The sequence below is a fragment of the Paraperlucidibaca sp. genome, assembly GCF_982810325.1.
Window position 1 is genome coordinate 1 of record NZ_CEYEMI010000033.1, and the last position, 20,300, is coordinate 20,300.

At 54.7% G+C, this 20,300-nt stretch carries 22 protein-coding genes and 1 pseudogene; 10 read left to right on the plus strand and 13 right to left on the minus strand.

Annotated features, from left to right (window positions below):
• The 9 genes and pseudogenes from AC3DKE_RS09595 to tsaE form a co-directional block, all read right to left on the minus strand.
• The coding region (locus AC3DKE_RS09595; protein ID WP_487990550.1) for an ATP phosphoribosyltransferase regulatory subunit at nt 1-729 on the minus strand (729 nt) is incomplete at its 3' end.
• Nucleotides 730-852: 123 nt separating this feature from the next.
• A complete protein-coding gene (gene hflC, locus AC3DKE_RS09600; protein ID WP_340676061.1) occupies nt 853-1,722 on the minus strand; it encodes a protease modulator HflC in 870 nt (289 codons plus the stop codon).
• Nucleotides 1,722-2,840 carry an FtsH protease activity modulator HflK gene (gene hflK, locus AC3DKE_RS09605; RefSeq protein ID WP_487990551.1) on the minus strand — a complete coding sequence of 373 codons (1,119 nt, stop codon included), beginning with the start codon at nt 2,838-2,840 and terminating at the stop codon, nt 1,722-1,724. Before hflK ends, hflC begins: the two co-directional genes overlap by 1 nt.
• A gap of 28 nt (nt 2,841-2,868) precedes the next feature.
• Entirely contained in the window at nt 2,869-4,170 is a 1,302-nt protein-coding gene (gene hflX / locus AC3DKE_RS09610; protein WP_340676059.1) for a ribosome rescue GTPase HflX, read from the minus strand.
• 130 nt (nt 4,171-4,300) lie between these two features.
• A pseudogene (gene hfq / locus AC3DKE_RS09615) lies at nt 4,301-4,549 on the minus strand (RNA chaperone Hfq); the annotation flags it as partial.
• A gap of 143 nt (nt 4,550-4,692) precedes the next feature.
• Nucleotides 4,693-5,640, minus strand: coding sequence for a tRNA (adenosine(37)-N6)-dimethylallyltransferase MiaA (gene miaA, locus AC3DKE_RS09620; RefSeq protein ID WP_411729526.1), 948 nt, complete (start codon nt 5,638-5,640; stop codon nt 4,693-4,695).
• Nucleotides 5,640-7,469 carry a DNA mismatch repair endonuclease MutL gene (mutL, locus tag AC3DKE_RS09625; RefSeq protein ID WP_487990552.1) on the minus strand — a complete coding sequence of 610 codons (1,830 nt, stop codon included), beginning with the start codon at nt 7,467-7,469 and terminating at the stop codon, nt 5,640-5,642. The genes miaA and mutL overlap by 1 nt, the downstream gene beginning before the upstream one ends.
• 3 nt (nt 7,470-7,472) lie before the next feature.
• Nucleotides 7,473-8,681, minus strand: coding sequence for an N-acetylmuramoyl-L-alanine amidase (locus tag AC3DKE_RS09630; protein WP_340676056.1), 1,209 nt, complete (start codon nt 8,679-8,681; stop codon nt 7,473-7,475).
• Entirely contained in the window at nt 8,678-9,193 is a 516-nt protein-coding gene (tsaE, locus tag AC3DKE_RS09635) for a tRNA (adenosine(37)-N6)-threonylcarbamoyltransferase complex ATPase subunit type 1 TsaE (protein ID WP_340676055.1), read from the minus strand. The genes AC3DKE_RS09630 and tsaE overlap by 4 nt, the downstream gene beginning before the upstream one ends.
• Nucleotides 9,194-9,245: 52 nt before the next feature.
• Here tsaE and queG point away from each other — a divergent pair, with 52 nt between their 5' ends.
• Nucleotides 9,246-10,361, plus strand: a complete 1,116-nt coding sequence (gene queG / locus AC3DKE_RS09640; protein WP_340676054.1) for a tRNA epoxyqueuosine(34) reductase QueG — start codon at nt 9,246-9,248, stop codon at nt 10,359-10,361.
• A gap of 4 nt (nt 10,362-10,365) precedes the next feature.
• On the opposite strand, the gene orn is transcribed toward queG, so the two are convergent.
• Nucleotides 10,366-10,932, minus strand: a complete 567-nt coding sequence (gene orn / locus AC3DKE_RS09645; protein WP_340676053.1) for an oligoribonuclease — start codon at nt 10,930-10,932, stop codon at nt 10,366-10,368.
• Between the two features lie 87 nt (nt 10,933-11,019).
• Here orn and rsgA point away from each other — a divergent pair, with 87 nt between their 5' ends.
• From rsgA to secB, 4 genes are all read left to right on the plus strand, one after another.
• Nucleotides 11,020-12,042 carry a small ribosomal subunit biogenesis GTPase RsgA gene (gene rsgA / locus AC3DKE_RS09650; RefSeq protein WP_487990553.1) on the plus strand — a complete coding sequence of 341 codons (1,023 nt, stop codon included), beginning with the start codon at nt 11,020-11,022 and terminating at the stop codon, nt 12,040-12,042.
• A gap of 62 nt (nt 12,043-12,104) precedes the next feature.
• Complete coding sequence (locus tag AC3DKE_RS09655; RefSeq protein ID WP_411729529.1) at nt 12,105-12,557, plus strand: rhodanese-like domain-containing protein; 453 nt, start codon at nt 12,105-12,107, stop codon at nt 12,555-12,557.
• Between the two features lie 36 nt (nt 12,558-12,593).
• Nucleotides 12,594-12,848, plus strand: coding sequence for a glutaredoxin 3 (gene grxC, locus AC3DKE_RS09660; protein WP_487990554.1), 255 nt, complete (start codon nt 12,594-12,596; stop codon nt 12,846-12,848).
• Nucleotides 12,849-12,892: 44 nt separating this feature from the next.
• Nucleotides 12,893-13,363: a protein-export chaperone SecB gene (secB, locus tag AC3DKE_RS09665; RefSeq protein ID WP_340676049.1), complete on the plus strand. Its 471-nt coding sequence runs from the start codon at nt 12,893-12,895 to the stop codon at nt 13,361-13,363.
• Here secB and trmL read toward each other — a convergent pair.
• Nucleotides 13,347-13,811, minus strand: a complete 465-nt coding sequence (gene trmL / locus AC3DKE_RS09670; RefSeq protein ID WP_379071241.1) for a tRNA (uridine(34)/cytosine(34)/5-carboxymethylaminomethyluridine(34)-2'-O)-methyltransferase TrmL — start codon at nt 13,809-13,811, stop codon at nt 13,347-13,349. The two genes, secB and trmL, sit on opposite strands and share 17 nt — an antisense overlap.
• 119 nt (nt 13,812-13,930) lie before the next feature.
• Here trmL and AC3DKE_RS09675 point away from each other — a divergent pair, with 119 nt between their 5' ends.
• The 3 genes from AC3DKE_RS09675 to AC3DKE_RS09685 are packed head-to-tail and all read left to right on the plus strand — an operon-like array spanning nt 13,931 to nt 15,304.
• Nucleotides 13,931-14,563, plus strand: a complete 633-nt coding sequence (locus AC3DKE_RS09675) for an RNA polymerase sigma factor (RefSeq protein ID WP_487990555.1) — start codon at nt 13,931-13,933, stop codon at nt 14,561-14,563.
• Nucleotides 14,560-14,913 carry a hypothetical protein gene (locus AC3DKE_RS09680; RefSeq protein ID WP_340676046.1) on the plus strand — a complete coding sequence of 118 codons (354 nt, stop codon included), beginning with the start codon at nt 14,560-14,562 and terminating at the stop codon, nt 14,911-14,913. Before AC3DKE_RS09675 ends, AC3DKE_RS09680 begins: the two co-directional genes overlap by 4 nt.
• Before the next feature lie 16 nt (nt 14,914-14,929).
• Nucleotides 14,930-15,304 (plus strand): DUF3106 domain-containing protein, encoded by a 375-nt coding sequence (locus AC3DKE_RS09685; protein WP_379071245.1) that lies wholly within the window; start codon nt 14,930-14,932, stop codon nt 15,302-15,304.
• Here AC3DKE_RS09685 and glnG read toward each other — a convergent pair.
• Nucleotides 15,301-16,734, minus strand: coding sequence for a nitrogen regulation protein NR(I) (glnG, locus tag AC3DKE_RS09690; protein WP_379071248.1), 1,434 nt, complete (start codon nt 16,732-16,734; stop codon nt 15,301-15,303). The genes AC3DKE_RS09685 and glnG overlap by 4 nt on opposite strands.
• Nucleotides 16,727-17,806 carry a nitrogen regulation protein NR(II) gene (gene glnL / locus AC3DKE_RS09695; protein ID WP_340676043.1) on the minus strand — a complete coding sequence of 360 codons (1,080 nt, stop codon included), beginning with the start codon at nt 17,804-17,806 and terminating at the stop codon, nt 16,727-16,729. Before glnL ends, glnG begins: the two co-directional genes overlap by 8 nt.
• Nucleotides 17,807-18,058: 252 nt before the next feature.
• Between glnL and rimO the strand changes: the two genes are divergently transcribed.
• Together rimO and AC3DKE_RS09705 are read left to right on the plus strand one after the other, a co-directional pair.
• Nucleotides 18,059-19,393: a 30S ribosomal protein S12 methylthiotransferase RimO gene (gene rimO / locus AC3DKE_RS09700; protein WP_411729531.1), complete on the plus strand. Its 1,335-nt coding sequence runs from the start codon at nt 18,059-18,061 to the stop codon at nt 19,391-19,393.
• A gap of 370 nt (nt 19,394-19,763) precedes the next feature.
• Nucleotides 19,764-20,300: hypothetical protein (locus AC3DKE_RS09705; RefSeq protein WP_487990556.1), on the plus strand; the 537-nt coding region annotated here is incomplete at its 3' end.

The window sequence follows — 20,300 nt, forward strand, 5'->3', positions numbered from 1 at the left end:
CGACACGGCGGCTGGGGCATCTGGCCAAAGCACTTTTGCTTCAGCGAGCACCGAGACATCGCCCGCCAAGCTCGGCAGCGGCAATAAAGCCGCCTGATGCGCAGCGCCAACGCGTGCAGGAATCGCCTCATGCCATTCGGGCAATGATTTGCGGCTGAGCATGTCGCGCAGACTAGCCTCAGTGACGCAATCAAGTTCGGCAGCGGCGGCTAAGGCGCGGAAAACGCCGACATGACCGAGGTCTAGGTGTAGCTCGCGAGCACCAGCAATGTGTAATGCATCTAGCGTTAAGCGAATGATTTCAATATCGCTTTCTACGCCGGCATGGCCGTAAAGCTCAGCGCCTATTTGTACCGGGCAACGCGAAGCGGCAATACCCATTGGTCGCGTGTGCAGCACCGTGCCGGCGTAGCAATAACGCGCCGGACCTTCGCTACGAAGGCAATGCGCATCGAGACGAGCAACTTGCGGCGTGGTGTCGGCGCGCACGCCCATCATGCGACCGCTAAGCTGATCGGTAATTTTAAAGGTGAGGTCGGCAAGATCACGGCCAGATCCCGAAAGTAACGATTCGAGATACTCCATGAGCGGCGGCAACACTAAGGCATAGCCCCAGCGCGCGAAATGATCGAGCAGTTGTCGTCGCAACGACTCTAAGCGTGCAGCCTCGGCAGGCAGCACATCGGCAACGCCATCGGGCAGCAGCCACGCATCCACGGGTTTGACCATGCTTTTCGCCACTAATTAGACACAAAAAAACCGAGCGGCACTCGGTTCGGGGGAGTTTATCACAGGCTGTTGCAGCTTGCCCAAACTCGGTGGCTCAGTATCTCGCTGAGCCACCGAAATTGCTTATTTGCCAGGCTTGCGCATGTACTTGAGGAACTCGCTATCTGATTTCAGCACGAGCACATCATCGCTACGATTGAAGCTGTTGCGATAGGCCTGCAATGAGCGATAGAAGCTGTAGAACTCGGTGTCTTGACCGAAAGCTTTACGAGCAATCAGGGCAACCTGAGCATCACCTTCACCGCGCAATGTTTCCGCTTGGCGATAGGCATCAGCCAAAATCACGCGCTGCTGGCGATCGGCCTCTGATTTGATGCGATCAGACATCTCAGTACCTTGAGCACGATGCTCGCGAGCTTCACGCTCACGCTCTGTGCGCATACGGTTGTAGATGGACTCAACCGTGGATTGCGGGAAGTCGACGCGCTTAACACGCACATCCACCACCTCAATACCAAACTCGCGCATAGCAACGGTGTTAACGGCCTTAGTTAAGTTCAGCATGAGCTGCTCACGCTGACCGGCAACAACTTCGTGCACATCACGCTCAGAAACACGGTTTTTCAGGCCGTCACGCACTAGTGGCATGAGGCGAGATTCCGCCTCCAAGGCTAAGCCGCCAGTAGCAGTGAAGTAGCGCTTCACATCATTAACGCGCCACATAACGTAGGCATCGATAATCAGGAACTTGCTTTCTTTGGTCAAAAACTCGGTGCGCTCAGAATCGCTAACCTGTAGACGGCCATCGAAACGACGAACTTCGTGCACCAATGGGATCTTGAAGTGCAGGCCAGGCTTCAAATCTGCCTCAACGACCTCACCAAAGCGCAGCAAAACTGCCCGCTCAGTGGCTTGCACGGTATAGAACATGGCATTGGCCAAAAACAGCACAACGAGGGTGGCGTATAACGCCGACATACTACGCGATGGCATTAGCGGGCTCCCTCCAACGTACGGCCAGAACGCTCAGCGTCTCGCAGATTGCCGGTGCTAGCCGGCGGAATGTATGGTGATGTACCGCCTGCGGCAGGCGCAGCGGTGGCAGCAGCTGCCGCGGCAGCCATCGGTAAATACAGCAGTGGCGCAGCGCCACCGGGCTCAACCACAACCTTACGATTGCTCGCCATGATCACTTCCATGGCATCTAAATACATACGGCTACGCATGACTTGTGGGTTCAAGCGATACTCGGCCAATAGGCCTTGAAAGCGCGAGGCATTACCTGTGGCGCGATCGATAACCTCTTGCTTATAACCATTAGCATCAGCAATGAGTCGAGCGCCCTGACCTCGAGCCTCCGGCACAATACCGTTAGCGTAGGTTTCAGCCTGGTTTTTCAGACGTTCTTTGTCTTCTTTAGCGCGAATTACGTCGTCAAAGGCGGCCTTCACATCTTTCGGCGGCAATGCTTCCAAAATGTTGACGTTACGCACGCTAATGCCTGAGCTATAGCGATCCAAATACGACTGCAAACGCGGCAGCATATCTTGCGCGAGCTTGGCGCGGCCCTCGCCCAATACTTGCGTCATTTTTGCGCTACCAACTTCATGGCGCAGCGCTGACTCAGTGGCGTGCGTCAGTGTCGACTCAGGATTAGCAATCGCGAGCACATAGTTTTTGGGGTCTGAAATGCGGTATTGCACGGTCAGTGAGATATCAACAATGTTTTCATCTTCAGTGATCATACTGGCGTTAAGCGGCATCTGCTCGGTGCGCTCAACGTTAACCTTACGCACGCTATCCATCAGCGTGGGGCGCCAATGCAAGCCAGCCGTTTCTACCTTGGAGTATTCACCAAAGCGAAAGACCACGGCGCGCTCGGCTTGCTCGACACGATAAAAACCAAAGATCACCCAGAGCGCAACCGCACCAACGAGCAGCAAGCGTGTTAGCTGCTTTTCGCCATTGGGATCGCCGCCACCGAATACGCTTTGCAGCTTATCGAATAGAGGATTGCTTTTATTGCCACCGCCGCCGGCAGGTTTGCGCCCGCCCCACGGATCTTTATTACCGCTCGGGTCTTGCCCCGAACCGGGTTGATTCCACGCCATCTGGCACTCCTAGCTTGCTATAACTGTCTTAACCAACGCCGGCCTCTAAGACCACGTCAGCGCGCACCAACCCCTCACGAGCGAGGCATTGGGCTAAATCCGGAGCCTGTATGCGCACGCACAAACGGCTACCACCACTATCATCGGGAAGCTCAGACTCTACCACTCCTAAGCCATAGAATCGCGCCCGTAATCGCGCCAAATCTGGTGTCATTTCCAAGGTAAGCGTTTCCCATGGTGCCGACACGCATAACTGCATGGCCTGCAAGAGTAAATCTAAGCCCTCGCCATCGCGCGCAGAAACCCATACCGCCTGCGGCCTACCCTCTTCATCGTAATCAATACGCGGCTCTTGATCTGGCAGCGAGTCTAACTTGTTGTAAACCAACAAAATAGGTGCAGTTGCGCCAACCTCTTCAAGCACTTCGTTGACGGCTCGCAAATGCAGGTCACGATCAACGCTGGCAGCATCGACAATATGTAAGAGCAAGTCGGCCTGCGCTGTCTCTTCTAATGTCGCGCGAAAGGCATCGACTAATTGATGTGGCAAATGCCGCACAAAGCCTACTGTGTCGGCCAACACGGTAGGACCAATGCCATCGAGCTGAATACGCCGCAGCGTTGGATCTAGCGTGGCAAACAGAAGATCGGCGGCGTATGCATCGGCACCGGCCAAGCGATTAAACAGCGTCGACTTACCTGCGTTGGTGTAGCCGACTAGCGAGATGGTTGGTACGCCGGCTTTTTGTCGTGCCGCGCGACCTTGCGCTCGCGTTTGACGAACTTTCTCTAAGCGCTCTTTCAATGAGCTGATGCGCAAGCGCAGCAAACGCCGATCGGTCTCTAACTGAGTTTCACCCGGACCGCGCAGACCGATACCGCCTTTCTGTCGCTCAAGGTGAGTCCAGCCTCGCACTAAACGCGAGGACAGATGGTCAAGCTGAGCTAGCTCAACCTGCAATTTGCCTTCATGGGTTCGGGCGCGCTGGGCGAAAATATCCAAAATGAGGCCGGTGCGATCGAGCACACGGCATTGCAAAATACGCTCAAGATTGCGCTCTTGCGCCGGAGTTAAGGCGTGGTTAAACAGCACGACCTCGGCATTGAGCTGTTTAACGGCCTCGGCAATTTCTTCGACTTTGCCAGAACCAGCATACAGCTTAGGGTCGGGGCGCTGACGCGAACCAGTGATGACCGCCAACACCGCGACATCGGCCGACTTAGCCAGTAGCTGAAACTCATCTAGGTCTTCGTCTTGGCCATGCTGGCGCAGAGACAAGTGCACTAAAACAGCACCTTCGCCACCACTCGGACGCTCAAAATATTCCATTCAGGCCCTTAAGCTCAGATATGACTGCGCCGCCGATGTGGCGGCGCAAAAAGGCAAAAACAACTTAAAGAAATGCAGGTTGAGTATCGTCATCATCCAAGTCTTCTAATGATGACTCGAGAGAGCCAACACCAGAGCTGCCGACAGGAACTGTGCTGCCTGGCAATACCGTGCGTGGGTTACGCGCTGGCACCACAGTGGAGATTGCGTGCTTATAAACCATTTGGCTGACGGTGTTTTTCAACAGCACCACGTATTGGTCAAATGATTCGATTTGGCCCTGCAATTTAATGCCATTCACCAAAAAAATTGATACGGGAATGCGCTCTTTGCGCAGGGCATTTAGAAACGGGTCTTGCAGGGTTTGACCTTTTGACATGGATAATCTCCGGTGGCGAACGAGGCCACATACATATAACAGCGTATAACCGCTTATTGGCGGCTCCCTACAAAGCAGGAATAACGGCACTCAAAGCAGTGCGCCTACGATTACTGTGGGGGGAGTGCTGCGCTTTTTCAAGTCTACGACGATAAAAGGTCTTCGACGAAAGGCAATGTAGCGCTCGACAGTGGGTCTAGCCAGGTCGCCGCAGTGAAGCTACGCAGCCATGTCAGCTGGCGCTTGGCAAGCTGACGAGTGGCGAAAATGCCGCGATTGCGCAGTTCGTCGCGATCGTATTCGCCATCTAAATGCTCCCAAGCTTGGCGATAACCAACCGAGCGCATCGATGGCATGGTCGGCAACAGGTCACCACGCGCGCGTATAGTTTCGACTTCCGCAATGAAGCCCTGCGCCAACATGAGATCGAAGCGCTGGGCAATGCGCTCATGCAGCAAGGCGCGATCTGGCGGCGATAGCGCCAGCCAGTGCATACGATACGGCAGCGGCTCTGGCTCGGGTTGTTCGGCATGCCATTGCGTGAGGGTCTTGCCGGTGAGCATCCAAACCTCTAAGGCACGCTGCAGGCGCTGACTGTCGTGCGGCGTGATACGCGCGGCGGCAACTGGATCAACGGCTTGCAAGCGCTGATGCAGTGCTGGCCAACCGTGAGTCTCGGCATCGCGTAATAATTCGGCGCGTAGCTCGGCATCAGCCTCGGGCAAATTCGCGAGGCCATCACGCAAGACTTTGAAATAAAGCATGGTGCCGCCGACTAAGATTGGCACTTTGCCAGCGGCAGATATTTCGGCCATGGCTTTGAGAGCATCACTACGAAACTCAGCGGCGGAGTAGCTTTGATTTGGCTCAATAATGTCGATGAGGCGATGCGGCGCTCGTGCTAGTTCATCGGCAGTGGGTTTAGCCGTGCCGATGTCCATGCCGCGATAAATCATGCTGGAGTCGACCGAAATAATCTCGCCGATGCCTTTTTCGACTAGGGCGATAGCCAGTGCGGTTTTACCGGCAGCGGTTGGCCCCATAATGCAGAGCGCGGGCGGCAATGCTTGCGACTCCGACGAGGCCGCCATCAGCGACCTCGCATAAATAAACGATCTAGCTCAGCTAGGCTCAGGCGTGTCCACGTTGGGCGGCCATGATTACATTGGCCGCTACGCTCGGTGGCCTCCATATCGCGCAACAAAGCATTCATTTCTGGGATGCTCAATTGGCGATTCGCCCGCACCGCGCCGTGACATGCCATAGTGCCGAGCAATGTATTTTGTTGCTCCTCAACACGACGAGTTTGGCCGTGCACGAGCAAGTCCGCCAGCACATCGCGCAATAAAGCCGCAGCATCGGCTTGAGCCAACACTGCCGGCAATGAACGAATCAGCACCGTCTCTGGGCCTAAGCGCTGCGTTTCAATGCCCATAGCTAGCAATGCCTGCATTTCAGATTCAGCAATATCGGCTTCGCGCTGACTCAGCGCCACACTCAACGGGACTAGTAGCGGCTGACAAACCACGCCAGCATCAGCTTGCTGCTGCTTTAGGCGCTCATAAACAATGCGCTCATGGGCGGCGTGCATATCGACCAAGACTAAGCCTTCAGTGTTTTGCGCCAAGACATAAACGCCATGAAGCTGGGCGATGGCGTAGCCCAAAACTGGCGTATTGGTGGCTTGCTCAGCAGGCATGCTAGGCGCTTCAGTTCCGCCCGCTAAATAGCTGGCAAAACCATCGCGCGCAGGAGCACTGGAGCGCCAATCTAGCCCGCCTTGCTGAGGGGAGTAGTTGGGCTGCCAGGCTTGTGGCTCAGACTGTGATGCAGCGTTCGCAAAGTTTGCAGCACCCATCGAAGCAAAAGCCTGCTCAGCAGCTGGAGCCAAAGACCCAGTAGGCTGCGCATCATCGGGACGCACTTCTGCTAAAGCGCGATGCAAGCCACGATAAATCAGGTCATGCACCAAGCGATGCTCGCGAAAACGCACTTCATGCTTGGTTGGATGCACGTTGACATCGACAGTGCCGGGGTCGATGTCCAAAAACAGCACAAACGCCGGATGACGGCCGTGATACAGCACATCGGCATAGGCTTGACGCACTGCGTGCGAAACCACTTTATCGCGCACCATGCGGCCATTAACGAAGAAGTATTGCAGATCGGCTTGAGCCCGCGAAAACGTCGGCAGGCCCAACCAACCATGCAGGCGCGCGCCGGCAGCCTCTTGATCTAGCGGATGCGCAGCGGCAACAAACTGCGGCCCACAAATATGGCTTAAACGCCGCAGCATCTCTGCCTCGCTAGTCGCAGGCTTCAGCTGCCATAACACGCGCGCATTGTGCGTAAGACTGAATGATACTTGCGGCGAGACCAGCGCCAAGCGCCGCACCACTTCTTCTAAATGGCGAAACTCGGTGGCCTCAGTGCGCATAAATTTGCGCCGAGCCGGTGTATTAAAGAATAAATCGCGCACCTCGACCGAGGTGCCGCGTGGATGTCGCGCCGGCTCAATCACCGCCGACATATCACGGCCCTCAGTGCGCACCGACCAGCCCAAGCCTGTCGTGTCGGTGCTTGAGGTCAGTGTTAAGCGAGATACTGAGGCGATTGATGCCAGCGCCTCGCCGCGAAAGCCTAGTGTGGCCACGGCCTCGAGATCATCGACATGATGGATTTTGCTGGTGGCGTGGCGCGCTAACGCCAAAGGCAGATCATCTTGGGCGATACCGTCGCCATCATCACGCACACGCAGGCAGGCCAAACCACCCTGCTCAATATGCACATCGATAGCGCGGGCACCGGCATCAAGCGCATTTTCAATCAGCTCTTTAACCACCGATGCCGGCCGCTCAACCACTTCACCGGCGGCAATTTGGTTAGCTAGGCGAGCATCTAAAAGCGCTATGCGGGCCACGAATTAATCTCGGTCAAACCAAGTGCCGGGCACTGGAAATTGTTGGCAAAAACGCACAACAGCCGCACCAATCGCCTGCGCCACATCACGCTGATAGCTCGCACTAATTAGACGATCTTCTTCATCAGCATTAGAAATAAACCCAGTCTCAACCAAAAGCGAGACCATGCCGGGCTCTTTTAATACCGCAAAGCCAGCTTGCTCGACACGCTTGCTATGCAGTCGATTCACAACATTAGGCAGCGACTGCAAAATCAGCTTACCCATTTCTAGGCTGTGCTTAAGCGTTCCTTCCACCATCATGCCGGCGAGCATATCGGTTAAATCATCATTCTCAGCAACCACACCACCGATCAAGTCAGACTTGTTTTCTTGTTCAGCGAGCTGTTGCGCAAAGCGCGAGGTCGCACCTTTGGCACCCTGCAATGACAGGGCAAAAACCGAGGCGCCATTTGCAGAGCGGTTAGCTGCAGAGTCGGCATGCACCGAAATAAAAATATCGGCCTTATGTTCATATCGCGCAATTTTCCGCCGCTGCTGTAGCGGAATAAAGAAGTCGCTGTCGCGAGTTAGTCGAGCCGTAATGCCTTTTTGCTTGCCCAAATAATCGGCCAATGACCGGGCAATGGCTAAAGTTACGTGCTTTTCATAGGTGCCACGACGACCAATAGCGCCGGGATCCTGACCTCCATGTCCAGCGTCGATGCTGACAATAATGTCTCGGCCATTTTTCTTGCCCGCAAACAAACCACCAAACACTGAGGTTGGCTCAGGCTTGACGATAGGCGCTGGCGATGCCGCTGCTGTGGCTATTTTCCCCGAAGCCACCACGCCTAAATCTATGACTAGGCGATACATACCTTGGGCATTCACTGGCAGCATGAAAATGGCGGCCTCAGCCTCTTCGTTCAACTCAACAATGAGCTTGCTACGACTGCCACTACCATCGAGCGACATGCGTTGCACCGGGCCAACCTGCGAAGGAAAGTCCCGTGCCGAAAGTCGCGTTGTCGTATTTGGCACAGTAACGACTAAACGCCCGGGCGAAGTTTCTTCGCTAACGCGAAATTCGGTATTGCTGGAAAACTCAACCACCAAACGCGTTTTGCCCTCATAGTTGCCAGTGCGTGCACCGACTAGCTCTGCCGCCTGCGCTCCTAGCGCCATGACACAACACATCAGCAACAACAGTTGCTGTATCCATTTATTCATACCAGTCTCGCTAATAGTTGCTCGCCACGCAGCGTATGCGCCGTGATGGTGGCTACGCGCCCGTCAGCCAACTCGTGGCTCACCGGCGCTAAAGAAATGTCCCAATCTGGCGTTGGCAGCAAGGGCTCGCCTTGCGACGGCCACTCCACCAAGCTCAGCTGATCAGATGAAAAATAGTCACGAAAGCCAATCAGCTCTAACTCTTCCGGATCGATCAACCGATATAAATCGAAATGATTCACCGTATTGCCGTTTAAAACGTAGGGCTCAACCAAGGTGTAGGTTGGACTTTTAACTGCGCCCTGATGCCCCAATGTCTGCAATAAGCCTCGCACCAATGTGGTTTTGCCAGCACCTAAGTCGCCTTGCAAATACACCGTCGCGCCGCAGACATCGGTCGCAAAACACGCGCGCGCAATGTCTCCGCCCAGCTGCTCGGTAGCTGATGCATCGGGCAGCGCCCGCTGATAGCGAGTTAATGTAGCTACTGTAGGGGCTAAACGGCTGGTCATAGCAATGGCTTACAGATGGTGACTAACTGCTAAGGATGTCAGAATGTGCGCCATGACGCGAATCCCTTTACATGAAAACGCGAGTTTATCGCGCAATGAGCTGCTGGCCTTAAAAGCCGATATTGCGCTCTGGGCGCGCGAGCTTGGCTTTCAGCAAATGGGCGTCAGCGACATTGATTTAGGTGAGCATCCGCAGCATTTGGCGGATTGGCTAGAGCAAGGCTACGAGGCCGGGATGGCATGGATGCACGAGCCAAAACGTGTGGCGCCAGCAGATTTGGTGCCGAACACGCAGCGCATCATCAGCCTGCGCATGGACTACCTGCCTGCCGAACCACGCATTCACGAAATTTTGGGCGATGCCGACCGTGCCTATATTGCACGCTATGCGCTGGGCCGCGACTATCACAAGCTCATCCGCAAACGCGTGCAAAAGCTAGCCGACCGCATGGCTGAGGCGATTGGGCCATTTGGCTATCGCGCCTTTGTCGACTCCGCACCCGTGCTAGAAAAAGCCATTGCCGCGCAAGCTGGCCTCGGCTGGGCCGGGAAACACACGGTGATCATCAATCGCCAAGCGGGCTCGTACTTTTTCTTGGCCGAACTCTTTACCGACTTACCGCTGCCCGTTGACGAACCAGTAAGCAGCCATTGCGGCACCTGCTCGGCCTGCATTGATATTTGCCCGACGCAGGCGATTATTGCGCCTTATGTGCTCGATGCCGGCAAATGCATTAGCTATTTGACCATTGAGTATCGCGGCGTGATTGCTGAGCCACTGCGCCGAGCCATCGGCAATCGTATTTTCGGCTGTGATGACTGCCAGCTCGTGTGCCCATGGAATCGCTACGCGCAGGCCAGCCAAGAGCCAGCTTTTACGCCGCGCCATGACTTCGATGGCCCGCCGCTGCTGGACCTATGGGCTTGGGATGAAATTACTTGGCTGAGCAAAACTGAAGGAATGCCATTACGCCGCATGAGCTACGCGAGCTGGCTGCGCAATCTATCGATGGCATTAGGCAATGCGCCCGCCAGCGCCGACATCGTGCAGGCACTGGCGATGCGCCGCGATGAGCTGAGCGCCAGCGGCATGCTCAATGATGTGCTCACTGAACATATCGACTGGGCCATTAACGAGCAGACGCTAAAGCTTCACGCAGCGCAGTAGCAACTTAGTTATCGCTAAAGCCTGGCAACTTAAAGAAGTACTGGCGGTAATAGCGCAACTCTTCGATTGAGTCCTTCACGTCATCCAAGGCCAAATGCGAACTTTGCTTAGTGAAGCGCTGCAATAAATCGGGATACCAACGACGTGCTAGCTCCTTTACCGTGCTCACATCGAGGTTGCGGTAATGAAAAAAGGCTTCGAGTTTGGGCATAGTGCGGTATAAGAAGCGGCGATCTTGGCAAATTGAGTTGCCGCAAATTGGCGATTTTTTCGGATCAACGAAGCGACTCAAAAACTCCAGCGTTTGCGCTTCGGCATCGGCCTCGGTCAATGTGCTGCGGCGCACGCGCTCGATTAAACCAGATTGGCCATGCTGACGTGTATTCCACTCATCCATGGCGTTAAGCACGATGTCTTTTTGATGGATGGCTAGCACAGGGCCTTCCGCCAACACGTTCAAATGTGCATCGGTCACGATCGTGGCCATTTCGATAATGCGATCGGTATCGGGGTTTAGGCCCGTCATTTCGAGATCGATCCAAACTAAATTTCCGACCTTATTATGATTCATGAACACTCCTAGTTGCCGTCAGTGGCACAATGCCCGCAGCATAGCAGAGCGCAACACCATTGCAGTCACCCAACAACGAGATAGGCCATGAGCCAACGCCGCATTAGTCGCCAACAAAGTTTTCGTATCGATCGCATTCAGGCTGAACGCATTGCGCGCGCCGCCAAACGTGAAGCCAAAGCCGAAGCATTGCTCGATGGTGGCGCCCTCGGCGTCGAGCAACGCGGCCGCATCATCGCGCATTATGGTGTGCAGCTTGCCGTTGAGGCGCTCGATGGCGAGCTCATTGGACAGCGCTTTCGCTGCCATCGGCGCGCCAATCTAGAAGCATTAGTTACCGGCGATGAAGTCATTTGGCAGCCCGCTACCGAGGTCGCTACTGGCGTTATTACGGCGATACTGCCGCGCCGATCTGTGCTGGTACGCCCTGACCCATACAATAAGCTCAAGCCTGTCGCGGCAAATATCGATTTGATTTTACTGATCATTGCGCCCGAGCCAACGCCATCAGCTGAACTCATCGACCGCTATTTAATCGCCTGCGAAGCCACTGACATTCGGCCAATACTCGTGCTCAATAAGGCCGACTTACTGACTGAAAAAAATCATGATGAGTTAACTGCGTTGCTCGCCAGCTTTGCCGCACTCGGCTATGAAACCCGCACGCTTTCAGCACATGGCGACACCGGCGACCTAGAAGCTTTGGTGGCGCAACACACTGTGGTGTTTGTCGGCCAATCCGGCGTCGGCAAGTCATCGCTCATCAATACCTTACTGCCGGATGTCGCGCAAAAGGTGAAAGAGGTGTCCACCGGCTCCAAGCTCGGTCAGCACACCACCACCACCGCCTGTTGGTTCGATATTCCCACAGGTGGCGCGCTTATCGACTCGCCGGGCATTCGTGAGTTTGGCGTGTGGCATATGAACAAAGAAGAGCTGCTCGCCGGCTTTATCGAGTTCCAGCCTTTTGCTGGCCAATGCCGATTCCGTAATTGCGCTCACGCCAGCGAGCCTGGTTGCTCGTTCCATCAAGCGGTTCTCGATGGCCATATCCAGCCGCGCCGCTTCGCTAGCTTTCAGAAGCTGGTCAACGACATCGGCACACGATAACGACGTGCTAAGCGCGATATAGCCGCGAGATAATCAGCTTGCGCTAGAGCCTAAGCGGTCGCATGCGTATACTGCCTGACTTTCTCGCCACACTGAGTCACATCATGGATCGCGCTATTGAGTTTGTAACCAACCACCACATGCTGGTGGCTACGTTTATCGCCCTGCTAGCGGCGTTTGTTTTCACGGAAATCCAGCGCGGTGGCCGCCGCATTTCGCCCGCCGACCTAACTCGCTTGGTCAACACTCAGGAAGCGCGAGTCATTGATTTGCGTAATACACCAGAGTTTCGCGAGGGCCATATTACCGGCAGCGAAAACATGCCGTATAGCCAAGTGGCTGAAAAAGCAGCCGCACTGGCAGCCGCTGGCAAACCGATTATTTTCGTTTGCGCCATGGGCCAAACCGCTGGCAACGCTGCTCGCAGCGTGAAGCAAGCCGGCATGAAAGAAGTGCATATTTTGAGCGGCGGCATTTCCACTTGGCGTCAACAAGGCCTACCGCTGGTACGCTGAGTCGCCACTTATTTCCACGAATAGCAGGAGAGCCTCATGGCCAAAGTAATCCTTTACACCACCCGCACCTGCCCTTTCTGCGTGCGCGCCAAACAGTTGCTGGGCAATAAATCCGTAGCTTTTGAAGATGTCGATGTCGGCAATGCACCTGAACAGCGCGCCGAGCTGACAGCTCGCACCGGCAGCCGCACCGTGCCACAAATATTCATCAACGACGCCTTTATTGGCGGCTGCGATGAACTGTTTGCACTAGAACGTAGCGGCGAGCTTGATCGCCTTTTACAGGCTTAACCCATTCCGCTTTAATCAGCCCACACCATAATAAGAGAGTCAAAATGGCCGACACCCAACCGCAATTTGCCCTGCAACGCATCTACCTGAAAGACACTTCGTTTGAAGTTCCCGGCGCACCAAAAGTTTTCCTGCAAACCTGGAACCCTGAAGTCAATATCGACTTGGCCACGGCGCATCAGCCTCTCGAAGACGGCAAGCACTACGAAGTGCAATTGGCCATCACCGTGACGGCAAAAAACGAAGGCAGCACGGCATTTTTAGTGGAAGTGAAGCAGGCTGGCATCTTCCAAATCGAAGGTGTGGATGAAGCGGAACTAGGCCCATTGCTTGGCGCTTACTGCCCGAACCTATTGTTCCCATTTGCTCGTGAAGCCATTTCTGACCTAGTCGGCAAAGGCAGCTTCCCACAACTACTCTTGCAGCCAGTTAACTTCGACGCTCTCTACGCCGATAGCCTGCGCCGCAAAAACGAAGCCGGCGCTGAAGCCGCAGACACTACTCGCCCGCAGTAAATCCTTGCTGGCGCCAGGCCTCATAGACCATTACCGCCACGCTATTGGATAGATTCAAACTGCGACTGTCTGCCAACATGGGCAGCCGCAGTTTGTTTTCCGGCGCAAAAGTAGCCAACAGCTCAGCGGGCAAGCCGCGAGTTTCTGGGCCGAACACTAAAACATCACCCTCACTGAGCACGGCAGAAAAGGCTGACTGCGAACCCTTTGTGGTTACCGCGCGCCAGCGTTTATCAGCCAAATAATCTCGGGCCGCCTGCCAGTTCGCGTGCACTTTAAGCTTCGCCCATTCGTGATAATCCAAACCAGCTCGCTTCAGCTTGCTGTCATTGAGCTCAAAGCCTAAAGGCTCAATTAGGTGCAGTCGGGCGCCAGTATTGGCACACAAACGAATGATATTGCCGGTGTTGCCGGGGATTTCAGGCTCATAGAGCACGATGTCGATCATGAACATATCCAAAAAGTCTATTGCTAGATTGAGCACTAAGTCGTCAACCGCAACGAGCTAACGGCGTTTCTGTATCTCAGATGGCGAAAATGCCACCACGCAGGAGTGAAGAGCCGATTATGCATCTTGTCGCCGACGCCGGTCTCGCCTATCGTGTGCCCAAAGCGCCACCGGTAAAATTAGTCATGCCAGCACGTCCAGTCCCACAATCGATCGATGCGTTTTTGCATAGCATCAGCCGACGGGCAAGATTAACCGCCGAGCTCGCCACCCGCGATCCCGACGCTGCACAAGATATTGTACAAGAAGCCATGCTCACTCTCGTGGCGAAATACGGCAACCATGACCCCAGTAGCTGGGGACCATTGTTTCACCGCATTTTGCACAGCCGCATGATGGATCACTTTCGCCGCGAAACTCGTAAGCGCAAATGGTTCACTTGGCTTGAGCCATTAGACGACGCTGGCGAAGAAGACCCGTGGCAGAACATTCCTGACCGCGTCGATAATAATCCGGTCACGCTGTTGCAACAGGCCGATAATATGGATGTCGTTTTAGCGGCAGTGGGCGAATTGCCCCTTAGACAGCAGCAAGCCTTCTTGCTGCGAGCCTGGGAAGGCTATGACACCGCTCAGACAGCCGAGGCAATGGGCTGTGCTGAGGGTAGCGTGAAAACGCATTACTTCAGGGCTTTAAACAAAATTCGCGCCAAGCTAGACGGCATTGGCACGACAGCGGAGGACATGACATGAACAAGACACCAGAGCTTTCCTTTGAGGATGCCCGCTTCGCCAAACGCTTGGCCGACACACTCGATCGCTCCATTAGCGAGCCAGACCCTTTGTGGGATGCACGCGTGGCGCAAATTGTGGCGCAAGCACAGCGCCAGCAAAAGCGCACGCATCGCTGGCAATGGTCAGGCGGTTTAGCTTTAGCCGCTAGCGTGGCCTTTATGGTCGTGCTGCCTGGCGACTGGCTGCTCAAAACCAGCGGCACCGAAACCACGCAAGCACGCCCAGCAAGCAGCTCGGTAGATGGTCAAATGCTGGAAGAGATCGACTGGCTGATGTCGATGGAGGACACATCTCGTGGTCAACGCTAAGCTAAGCGCGCCACAGATGCGTCGAGCGGCCACTCGGCTAATGCTGATTGGCGTGCTCTCGGTACCAACATTGGCATGGGCCGAGACTCTGCCTTGGGCATCATTGAGCCAAGAGCAACAAGCAACGCTAGCCGACTTCCAGCCTCGCTGGGATGAGATTAGCGATGCTCGTCGCAGCCAGTTAGTTGAACGCGCGCAGCGCTGGAGCAACTTGCCAGATGAGCGTCGCCAAGCCATCTTGACGCGCTGGAATGAGATCAAGTCATTGTCGCCAGAAGCTCGCGATGCACTGCGCCAGCGTTGGAATTCGATGTCGCCGGATGAGCGCCGTCAGGCTCTTGGTGCACCGCACACAAGCGATGGCACCATGCCGGCCTCTATTTCCAACTAGTCATCATCGTCGCCACCCGTGCTCAAACCCAGCTCCTTGAGTTTGCGGGTGAGCGTATTGCGCCCCCAGCCTAGCACCACTGCGGCATCACGCCGCCTCCCCCCAGTAAACTGCAAGGCCTCGGTGATCATCACCCGTTCAAACGCTGGCACCGCCTGATCTAGCAAAGCTCCAGCTGACTTATTTTGCAGCGCTTGCCGCGCCCATTGCGCTAATGCTTGCTCCCAATTCGGCAATGCCACATCAGGCTCCATCTCACCTTCTGCCTGCAGCTCAGGCGGCAAATCGCTGACTAATACTTCGCGCCCCGTGGCCATCACAGTGATCCAGCGACAGGTATTTTCAAGCTGACGAACATTGCCCGGCCAAGGCAGCTTTTGCAGATATGCCGATGCAGCTAACGTCAACGTTTTAGGCTCAACCTGTAGCTCTTTAGCTGCACGCCCCATAAAAAACTGCGCCAGGCGCGGAATATCAATACTTCGATCACGCAAGCGCGGAATATGTATGCGAATGACATTGATGCGGTGAAATAAATCTTCGCGAAACTTACCTTCAGCGACTAATTTTTCAAGATTCTGATGCGTGGCGGCGATGATGCGCACATCTACCCGCACAGGGGTGTGGCCACCGACACGATAAAATTCGCCGTCGGCTAGAACACGCAGTAAGCGCGTCTGTGTGTCGATGGGCATATCGCCAATTTCATCGAGAAATAAGGTGCCGCCATCGGCCTGCTCAAAGCGCCCAGCGCGCTGCGTGCTGGCACCAGTGAATGCACCCTTTTCATGACCAAATAATTCCGACTCCATTAGATCTTTTGGAATTGCAGCCATATTGAGTGCAATAAATGGCTTGCGGGCTCGTGGCGAATGCTGATGTAAAGCACCAGCAACCAACTCTTTACCAGTGCCGGACTCACCGTTAATCAGCACAGTGATATTCGAGTTACTGAGCCGGCCAATAGCACGAAATACTTCCTGCATCGCTGGTGACTCGCCAATGATGCTAGTCGAGCGCGCAGTCTCGGCCACTGCCTCTATTACCGGCGTAATCTGCTCTAAATGATGCACTATGGCGCGCTGCACCAAAGCCACAGCCTCATCGACATCGAACGGCTTCGGCAAGTACTCAAATGCCCCGCCCTGATACGACGCCACCGCCGAACTTAAATCGGAATGCGCCGTCATGATGATTACTGGCACATGCGGATGCAGCTCGCGCACTTGAGCCAAAAAGCTTAAGCCATCGATACCGGGCATACGAATATCGCTCACTAATGTCATTGGCTGTTCATGCTTCAAACGCGTCAATGCGCTAGTCGCATCCTCGAAGCTGCTTACCAACAAGCCAGCCTGTGTCAGCGCGCGCTCAAGCACCCAGCGAATGGCGCGATCGTCATCGATGACCCATACAGTGTGTTTAGTCATGGGGTTTTTCCAAAGGTAGGTAAATACTAAAAAGTGTTCGGCCTGGGTATGAGTCGCACTCAATCAAGCCGTGGTATTGATGAATAATGTCTTGTGCAATCGATAGCCCAAGGCCATTCCCTGCAGCACGGCCACTAATCATGGGATAGAAAATAGACTGCTTAATGTCGGTCGGTATGCCCGGCCCGTTATCAGAAATATCAATGCGTAACACGAGTCGATGTCGCTTAGCACCAATGGTGAACTGACGCATCGGCCGCGTTTTAAAGTGCAAGGTAGGTTCGCGATCACTGGGGTTCTCCAGTAGTGCTTGCAGACCATTGCCAGCAATATTGAGCAACGCCTGAATCAGCTGATCCGGATCGGCTTCGATGTCTGGCAACGAAGGGTCATAATCACGCTCGATACGAATACGGCCATCTGCCTCGGCCTCGAGCAGCGTTACCACGCGCTCCACGCACTCGTGCGGATTGACCGTGCGCAAAGTCGGCAAACGCCTCGGCCCAAGCATGCGGTCGGCCAAAACTCGCAGACGATCAGCCTCCTCAATAATCACGCTGGTGTATTCCCTGAGCTCGGCATCCGGCAGCTCACGCGCCAGCAATTGCGCCGCACCACGAATGCCGCCCAGTGGATTTTTAATCTCATGCGCAACGCCGCGCACCAATTGCCGCATCGCTTGATGGCTGGCAAGCATGGCCTCTTCACGGGCAATTTTCAGCAGCCGGTCGCGCGGCTGAATCTCGATTAACAGCTCATTGCGGGCGCTCGGTGCAGTAAGCAGCGATGCCGTGTAATCCACAGTAATGTCATGCAGACCGACTCGCAGCTTAGCCTCACGCTTAGTGAACTGATGCCCGCTGCGCAGTGTTTCAGCAAGCGCCGCGCCAGCATTATTTTCAAACTCAATGAGCACTTGATGTAGTGGCAGGCCGAGCGCGCGGCTATGACTGATCGCCAAAAGGCTTTCAGCGGCAGGATTTACATAGACCAAACGCAGCTCGGTATCGCATAGCAAAACTGCCGTGCTCAGGCTTTCTAGCAAGCGTTTCGGGGTTCGCTCTTCACTCATGCGCTGCTCTATTGTGGTCATACAGACGATAGCTGCAAAAATCGCACCAGTCGGGGAAAACCCTGCAATAGTGCCATTTTGCAGGCTTACGGCTTATTCCTGAATACAAAACGCACCATCACGGTGCTGCATCATGCCCATTCACGACATTAGTATGCACCAATTTAGTGCCACACAACTCGCTGTAAATACGCGCGCCAATTAAGGGAATTACGCTACAATTCGCGTCTTCTGATCAATCGGCCACCCCACATGTCGCTCGCTAATCCCCGCGTTGGTTTCGTTTCGCTCGGCTGCCCAAAAGCCTTGGTCGACTCCGAGCGCATCCTCACTCAGCTTCGCATTGAAGGCTATGAAATCTCCGCCAGCTATGACGGCGCCGACTTGATCGTGGTCAACACCTGCGGCTTCATTGACTCCGCCGTGCAGGAGTCGCTCGATGCTATCGGCGAGGCCTTAGCGGAAAATGGCAAAGTTATTGTCACCGGCTGCTTGGGCAAAAAGGCCGATGTCATTCGTGCTGCGCATCCTAGCGTGCTCAGCGTTACTGGCCCGCAAGCCTACGAAGAAGTAATGGGCGCGGTGCACCAATTTTTGCCACCGAAGCATGATCCCTTCATTGATCTGGTGCCGCCTCAAGGCATCAAGCTCACGCCAAAGCACTACGCCTATTTGAAAATTTCTGAGGGCTGCAACCATCGCTGCACCTTCTGCATCATCCCATCGCTACGTGGCGATCTCGTGTCACGCCCCGTGGGTTCGGTGCTGACTGAAGCGGAAAACTTGGCCAAAGCCGGCGTGAAGGAAATTTTGGTGGTGTCGCAAGACACCAGCGCCTATGGCGTCGATCTAAAGTACAAATTGGATTTCTGGGGCGGGCGTCCCGTGAAAACTCGCATGCTAGAGCTCTGTGAAGCGCTCGGCACGCTAGGCGTATGGGTGCGCTTGCACTATGTCTACCCCTACCCGCACGTAGACAATGTGATTCCGCTGATGGCCGAGGGCAAGATCCTGCCGTATTTGGACATCCCATTTCAGCACGGCAGCCCGAGCGTGCTGAAACGTATGAAGCGCCCTGCGCATGCTGAAAATACATTGGCGCGCATCAAGCGCTGGCGTGAAATTTGCCCAGACTTGATCATCCGCTCAACCTTTATTGTTGGCTTCCCGGGCGAGACCGAAGAAGAGTTTCAAGAGCTGATGGATTGGCTGCAAGAGGCACAGCTCGATCGCGTTGGTTGCTTCCCGTATTCACCCGTAGAGGGTGCAGTGGCCAATGATGTGGCTGAGCCAGTGCCTGAAGAGGTGAAGCTGGAGCGTCATGAGCGCTTTATGACGTTGGCGGCTGAGATTTCGGCTAAGCGTTTGCAGCGTCGTGTTGGCCGTATTGAGCAAGTGCTGGTGGACGAGATTGATGCTGAAGAAGGCGTGGCAGTTGCGCGCTCGAAGGCTGATGCACCGGAAATTGATGGCAATGTCTTTATTGAGGGCGATGGTGCGGTGGACCTGAAGCCGGGCCAGTTGGTGATGGTGCGTATCACTGAAGCGGATGAGTATGATTTGTTTGCGGAGTTGGTGGCTGAGTGAGGCTTCTCTGCAATGGCTTTAGCTGCAATGGCTGAGGCCGGTGCAGGCTGAGGCAATGAAACACGCCGTGAATACATCCTTGTAGGCTCGCAGGCGCCATCCATGGCGCCTGACGGTTTCACCGCCTCAGCCTGCACCAACCTTTAGCGGTTGGCGCGAGATTGTCACCCGAAAAACGGCATGGCATGCTTTGCAGCACAAGATGTGCGGTATTTGATGGCAAGGAGTGCCGTGTTCAAGTTTCCAGGACTTTGATGTCTTTGAACTTCCCCCTCGCTCCCCTGTCTTATGCAGCAGCTCAGAATTATTACACCGCAACTTTGCGGTATAAAATAAGTTAGGCATTTTTGGCAACGGTAGGGGGAATTTGATGCGTTGGAAAGAATTGCTGATCGGTGCGGTGCTGACCCTCGCCGTCACAGTCGCTGGGGGGGTGGTCGTCTACTACTTCACACAACCGGAGCCCGTTCAAAAGGAAGAGCTGCTGACGTTCCAGGTGGAACAACAAGTTGCATTTGAGGGGAAGGACAATAGCGTTTCGATAGGTTCGCTCAGGTTTGGAAACATTGGATCAGCTCCGGCTCGCGATGTTGTTGCGCAGTTTTCCGTAAAGACCGCAGAGATCATTGAGTTTCAGGCCGTTAGCCAGACCAACGCCGAAGTTTCTTCCCAAGTTTCTGAGGATAAGCATACGGTTTCCGTACGGGTTAAGACGTTGCTGCCCGAGGAAATAGTAACGGCTACATTTCTTCTAAGCGAGGAAGCTCCGGCGGAGTTGAATCTACGGAGTTCATCAAGCATTGGCAAAGAAGGCGCCACTCGACGCACGATCGCGAACGATAATTCAGAAGTCAGTGATTTTCTGGTGAAGTTCCTTCCACTGTTAGTGCTGTTCGCTATATTTCCT

Coding starts and splice junctions, on each gene's coding strand:
- hflC (WP_340676061.1), bottom strand. CDS start 1,722: ATGCCATCGCGTAGTATGTCGGCGTTATACGCCACCCTCGTTGTGCTG.
- hflK (WP_487990551.1), bottom strand. CDS start 2,840: ATGGCGTGGAATCAACCCGGTTCGGGGCAAGACCCGAGCGGTAATAAA.
- hflX (WP_340676059.1), bottom strand. CDS start 4,170: ATGGAATATTTTGAGCGTCCGAGTGGTGGCGAAGGTGCTGTTTTAGTG.
- miaA (WP_411729526.1), bottom strand. CDS start 5,640: ATGGCGGCCTCGTCGGAGTCGCAAGCATTGCCGCCCGCGCTCTGCATT.
- AC3DKE_RS09630 (WP_340676056.1), bottom strand. CDS start 8,681: ATGAATAAATGGATACAGCAACTGTTGTTGCTGATGTGTTGTGTCATG.
- tsaE (WP_340676055.1), bottom strand. CDS start 9,193: ATGACCAGCCGTTTAGCCCCTACAGTAGCTACATTAACTCGCTATCAG.
- queG (WP_340676054.1), top strand. CDS start 9,246: ATGACGCGAATCCCTTTACATGAAAACGCGAGTTTATCGCGCAATGAG.
- orn (WP_340676053.1), bottom strand. CDS start 10,932: ATGAATCATAATAAGGTCGGAAATTTAGTTTGGATCGATCTCGAAATG.
- rsgA (WP_487990553.1), top strand. CDS start 11,020: ATGAGCCAACGCCGCATTAGTCGCCAACAAAGTTTTCGTATCGATCGC.
- AC3DKE_RS09655 (WP_411729529.1), top strand. CDS start 12,105: ATGCGTATACTGCCTGACTTTCTCGCCACACTGAGTCACATCATGGAT.
- grxC (WP_487990554.1), top strand. CDS start 12,594: ATGGCCAAAGTAATCCTTTACACCACCCGCACCTGCCCTTTCTGCGTG.
- secB (WP_340676049.1), top strand. CDS start 12,893: ATGGCCGACACCCAACCGCAATTTGCCCTGCAACGCATCTACCTGAAA.
- trmL (WP_379071241.1), bottom strand. CDS start 13,811: ATGATCGACATCGTGCTCTATGAGCCTGAAATCCCCGGCAACACCGGC.
- AC3DKE_RS09675 (WP_487990555.1), top strand. CDS start 13,931: ATGCATCTTGTCGCCGACGCCGGTCTCGCCTATCGTGTGCCCAAAGCG.
- AC3DKE_RS09680 (WP_340676046.1), top strand. CDS start 14,560: ATGAACAAGACACCAGAGCTTTCCTTTGAGGATGCCCGCTTCGCCAAA.
- AC3DKE_RS09685 (WP_379071245.1), top strand. CDS start 14,930: ATGCGTCGAGCGGCCACTCGGCTAATGCTGATTGGCGTGCTCTCGGTA.
- glnG (WP_379071248.1), bottom strand. CDS start 16,734: ATGACTAAACACACTGTATGGGTCATCGATGACGATCGCGCCATTCGC.
- glnL (WP_340676043.1), bottom strand. CDS start 17,806: ATGAGTGAAGAGCGAACCCCGAAACGCTTGCTAGAAAGCCTGAGCACG.
- rimO (WP_411729531.1), top strand. CDS start 18,059: ATGTCGCTCGCTAATCCCCGCGTTGGTTTCGTTTCGCTCGGCTGCCCA.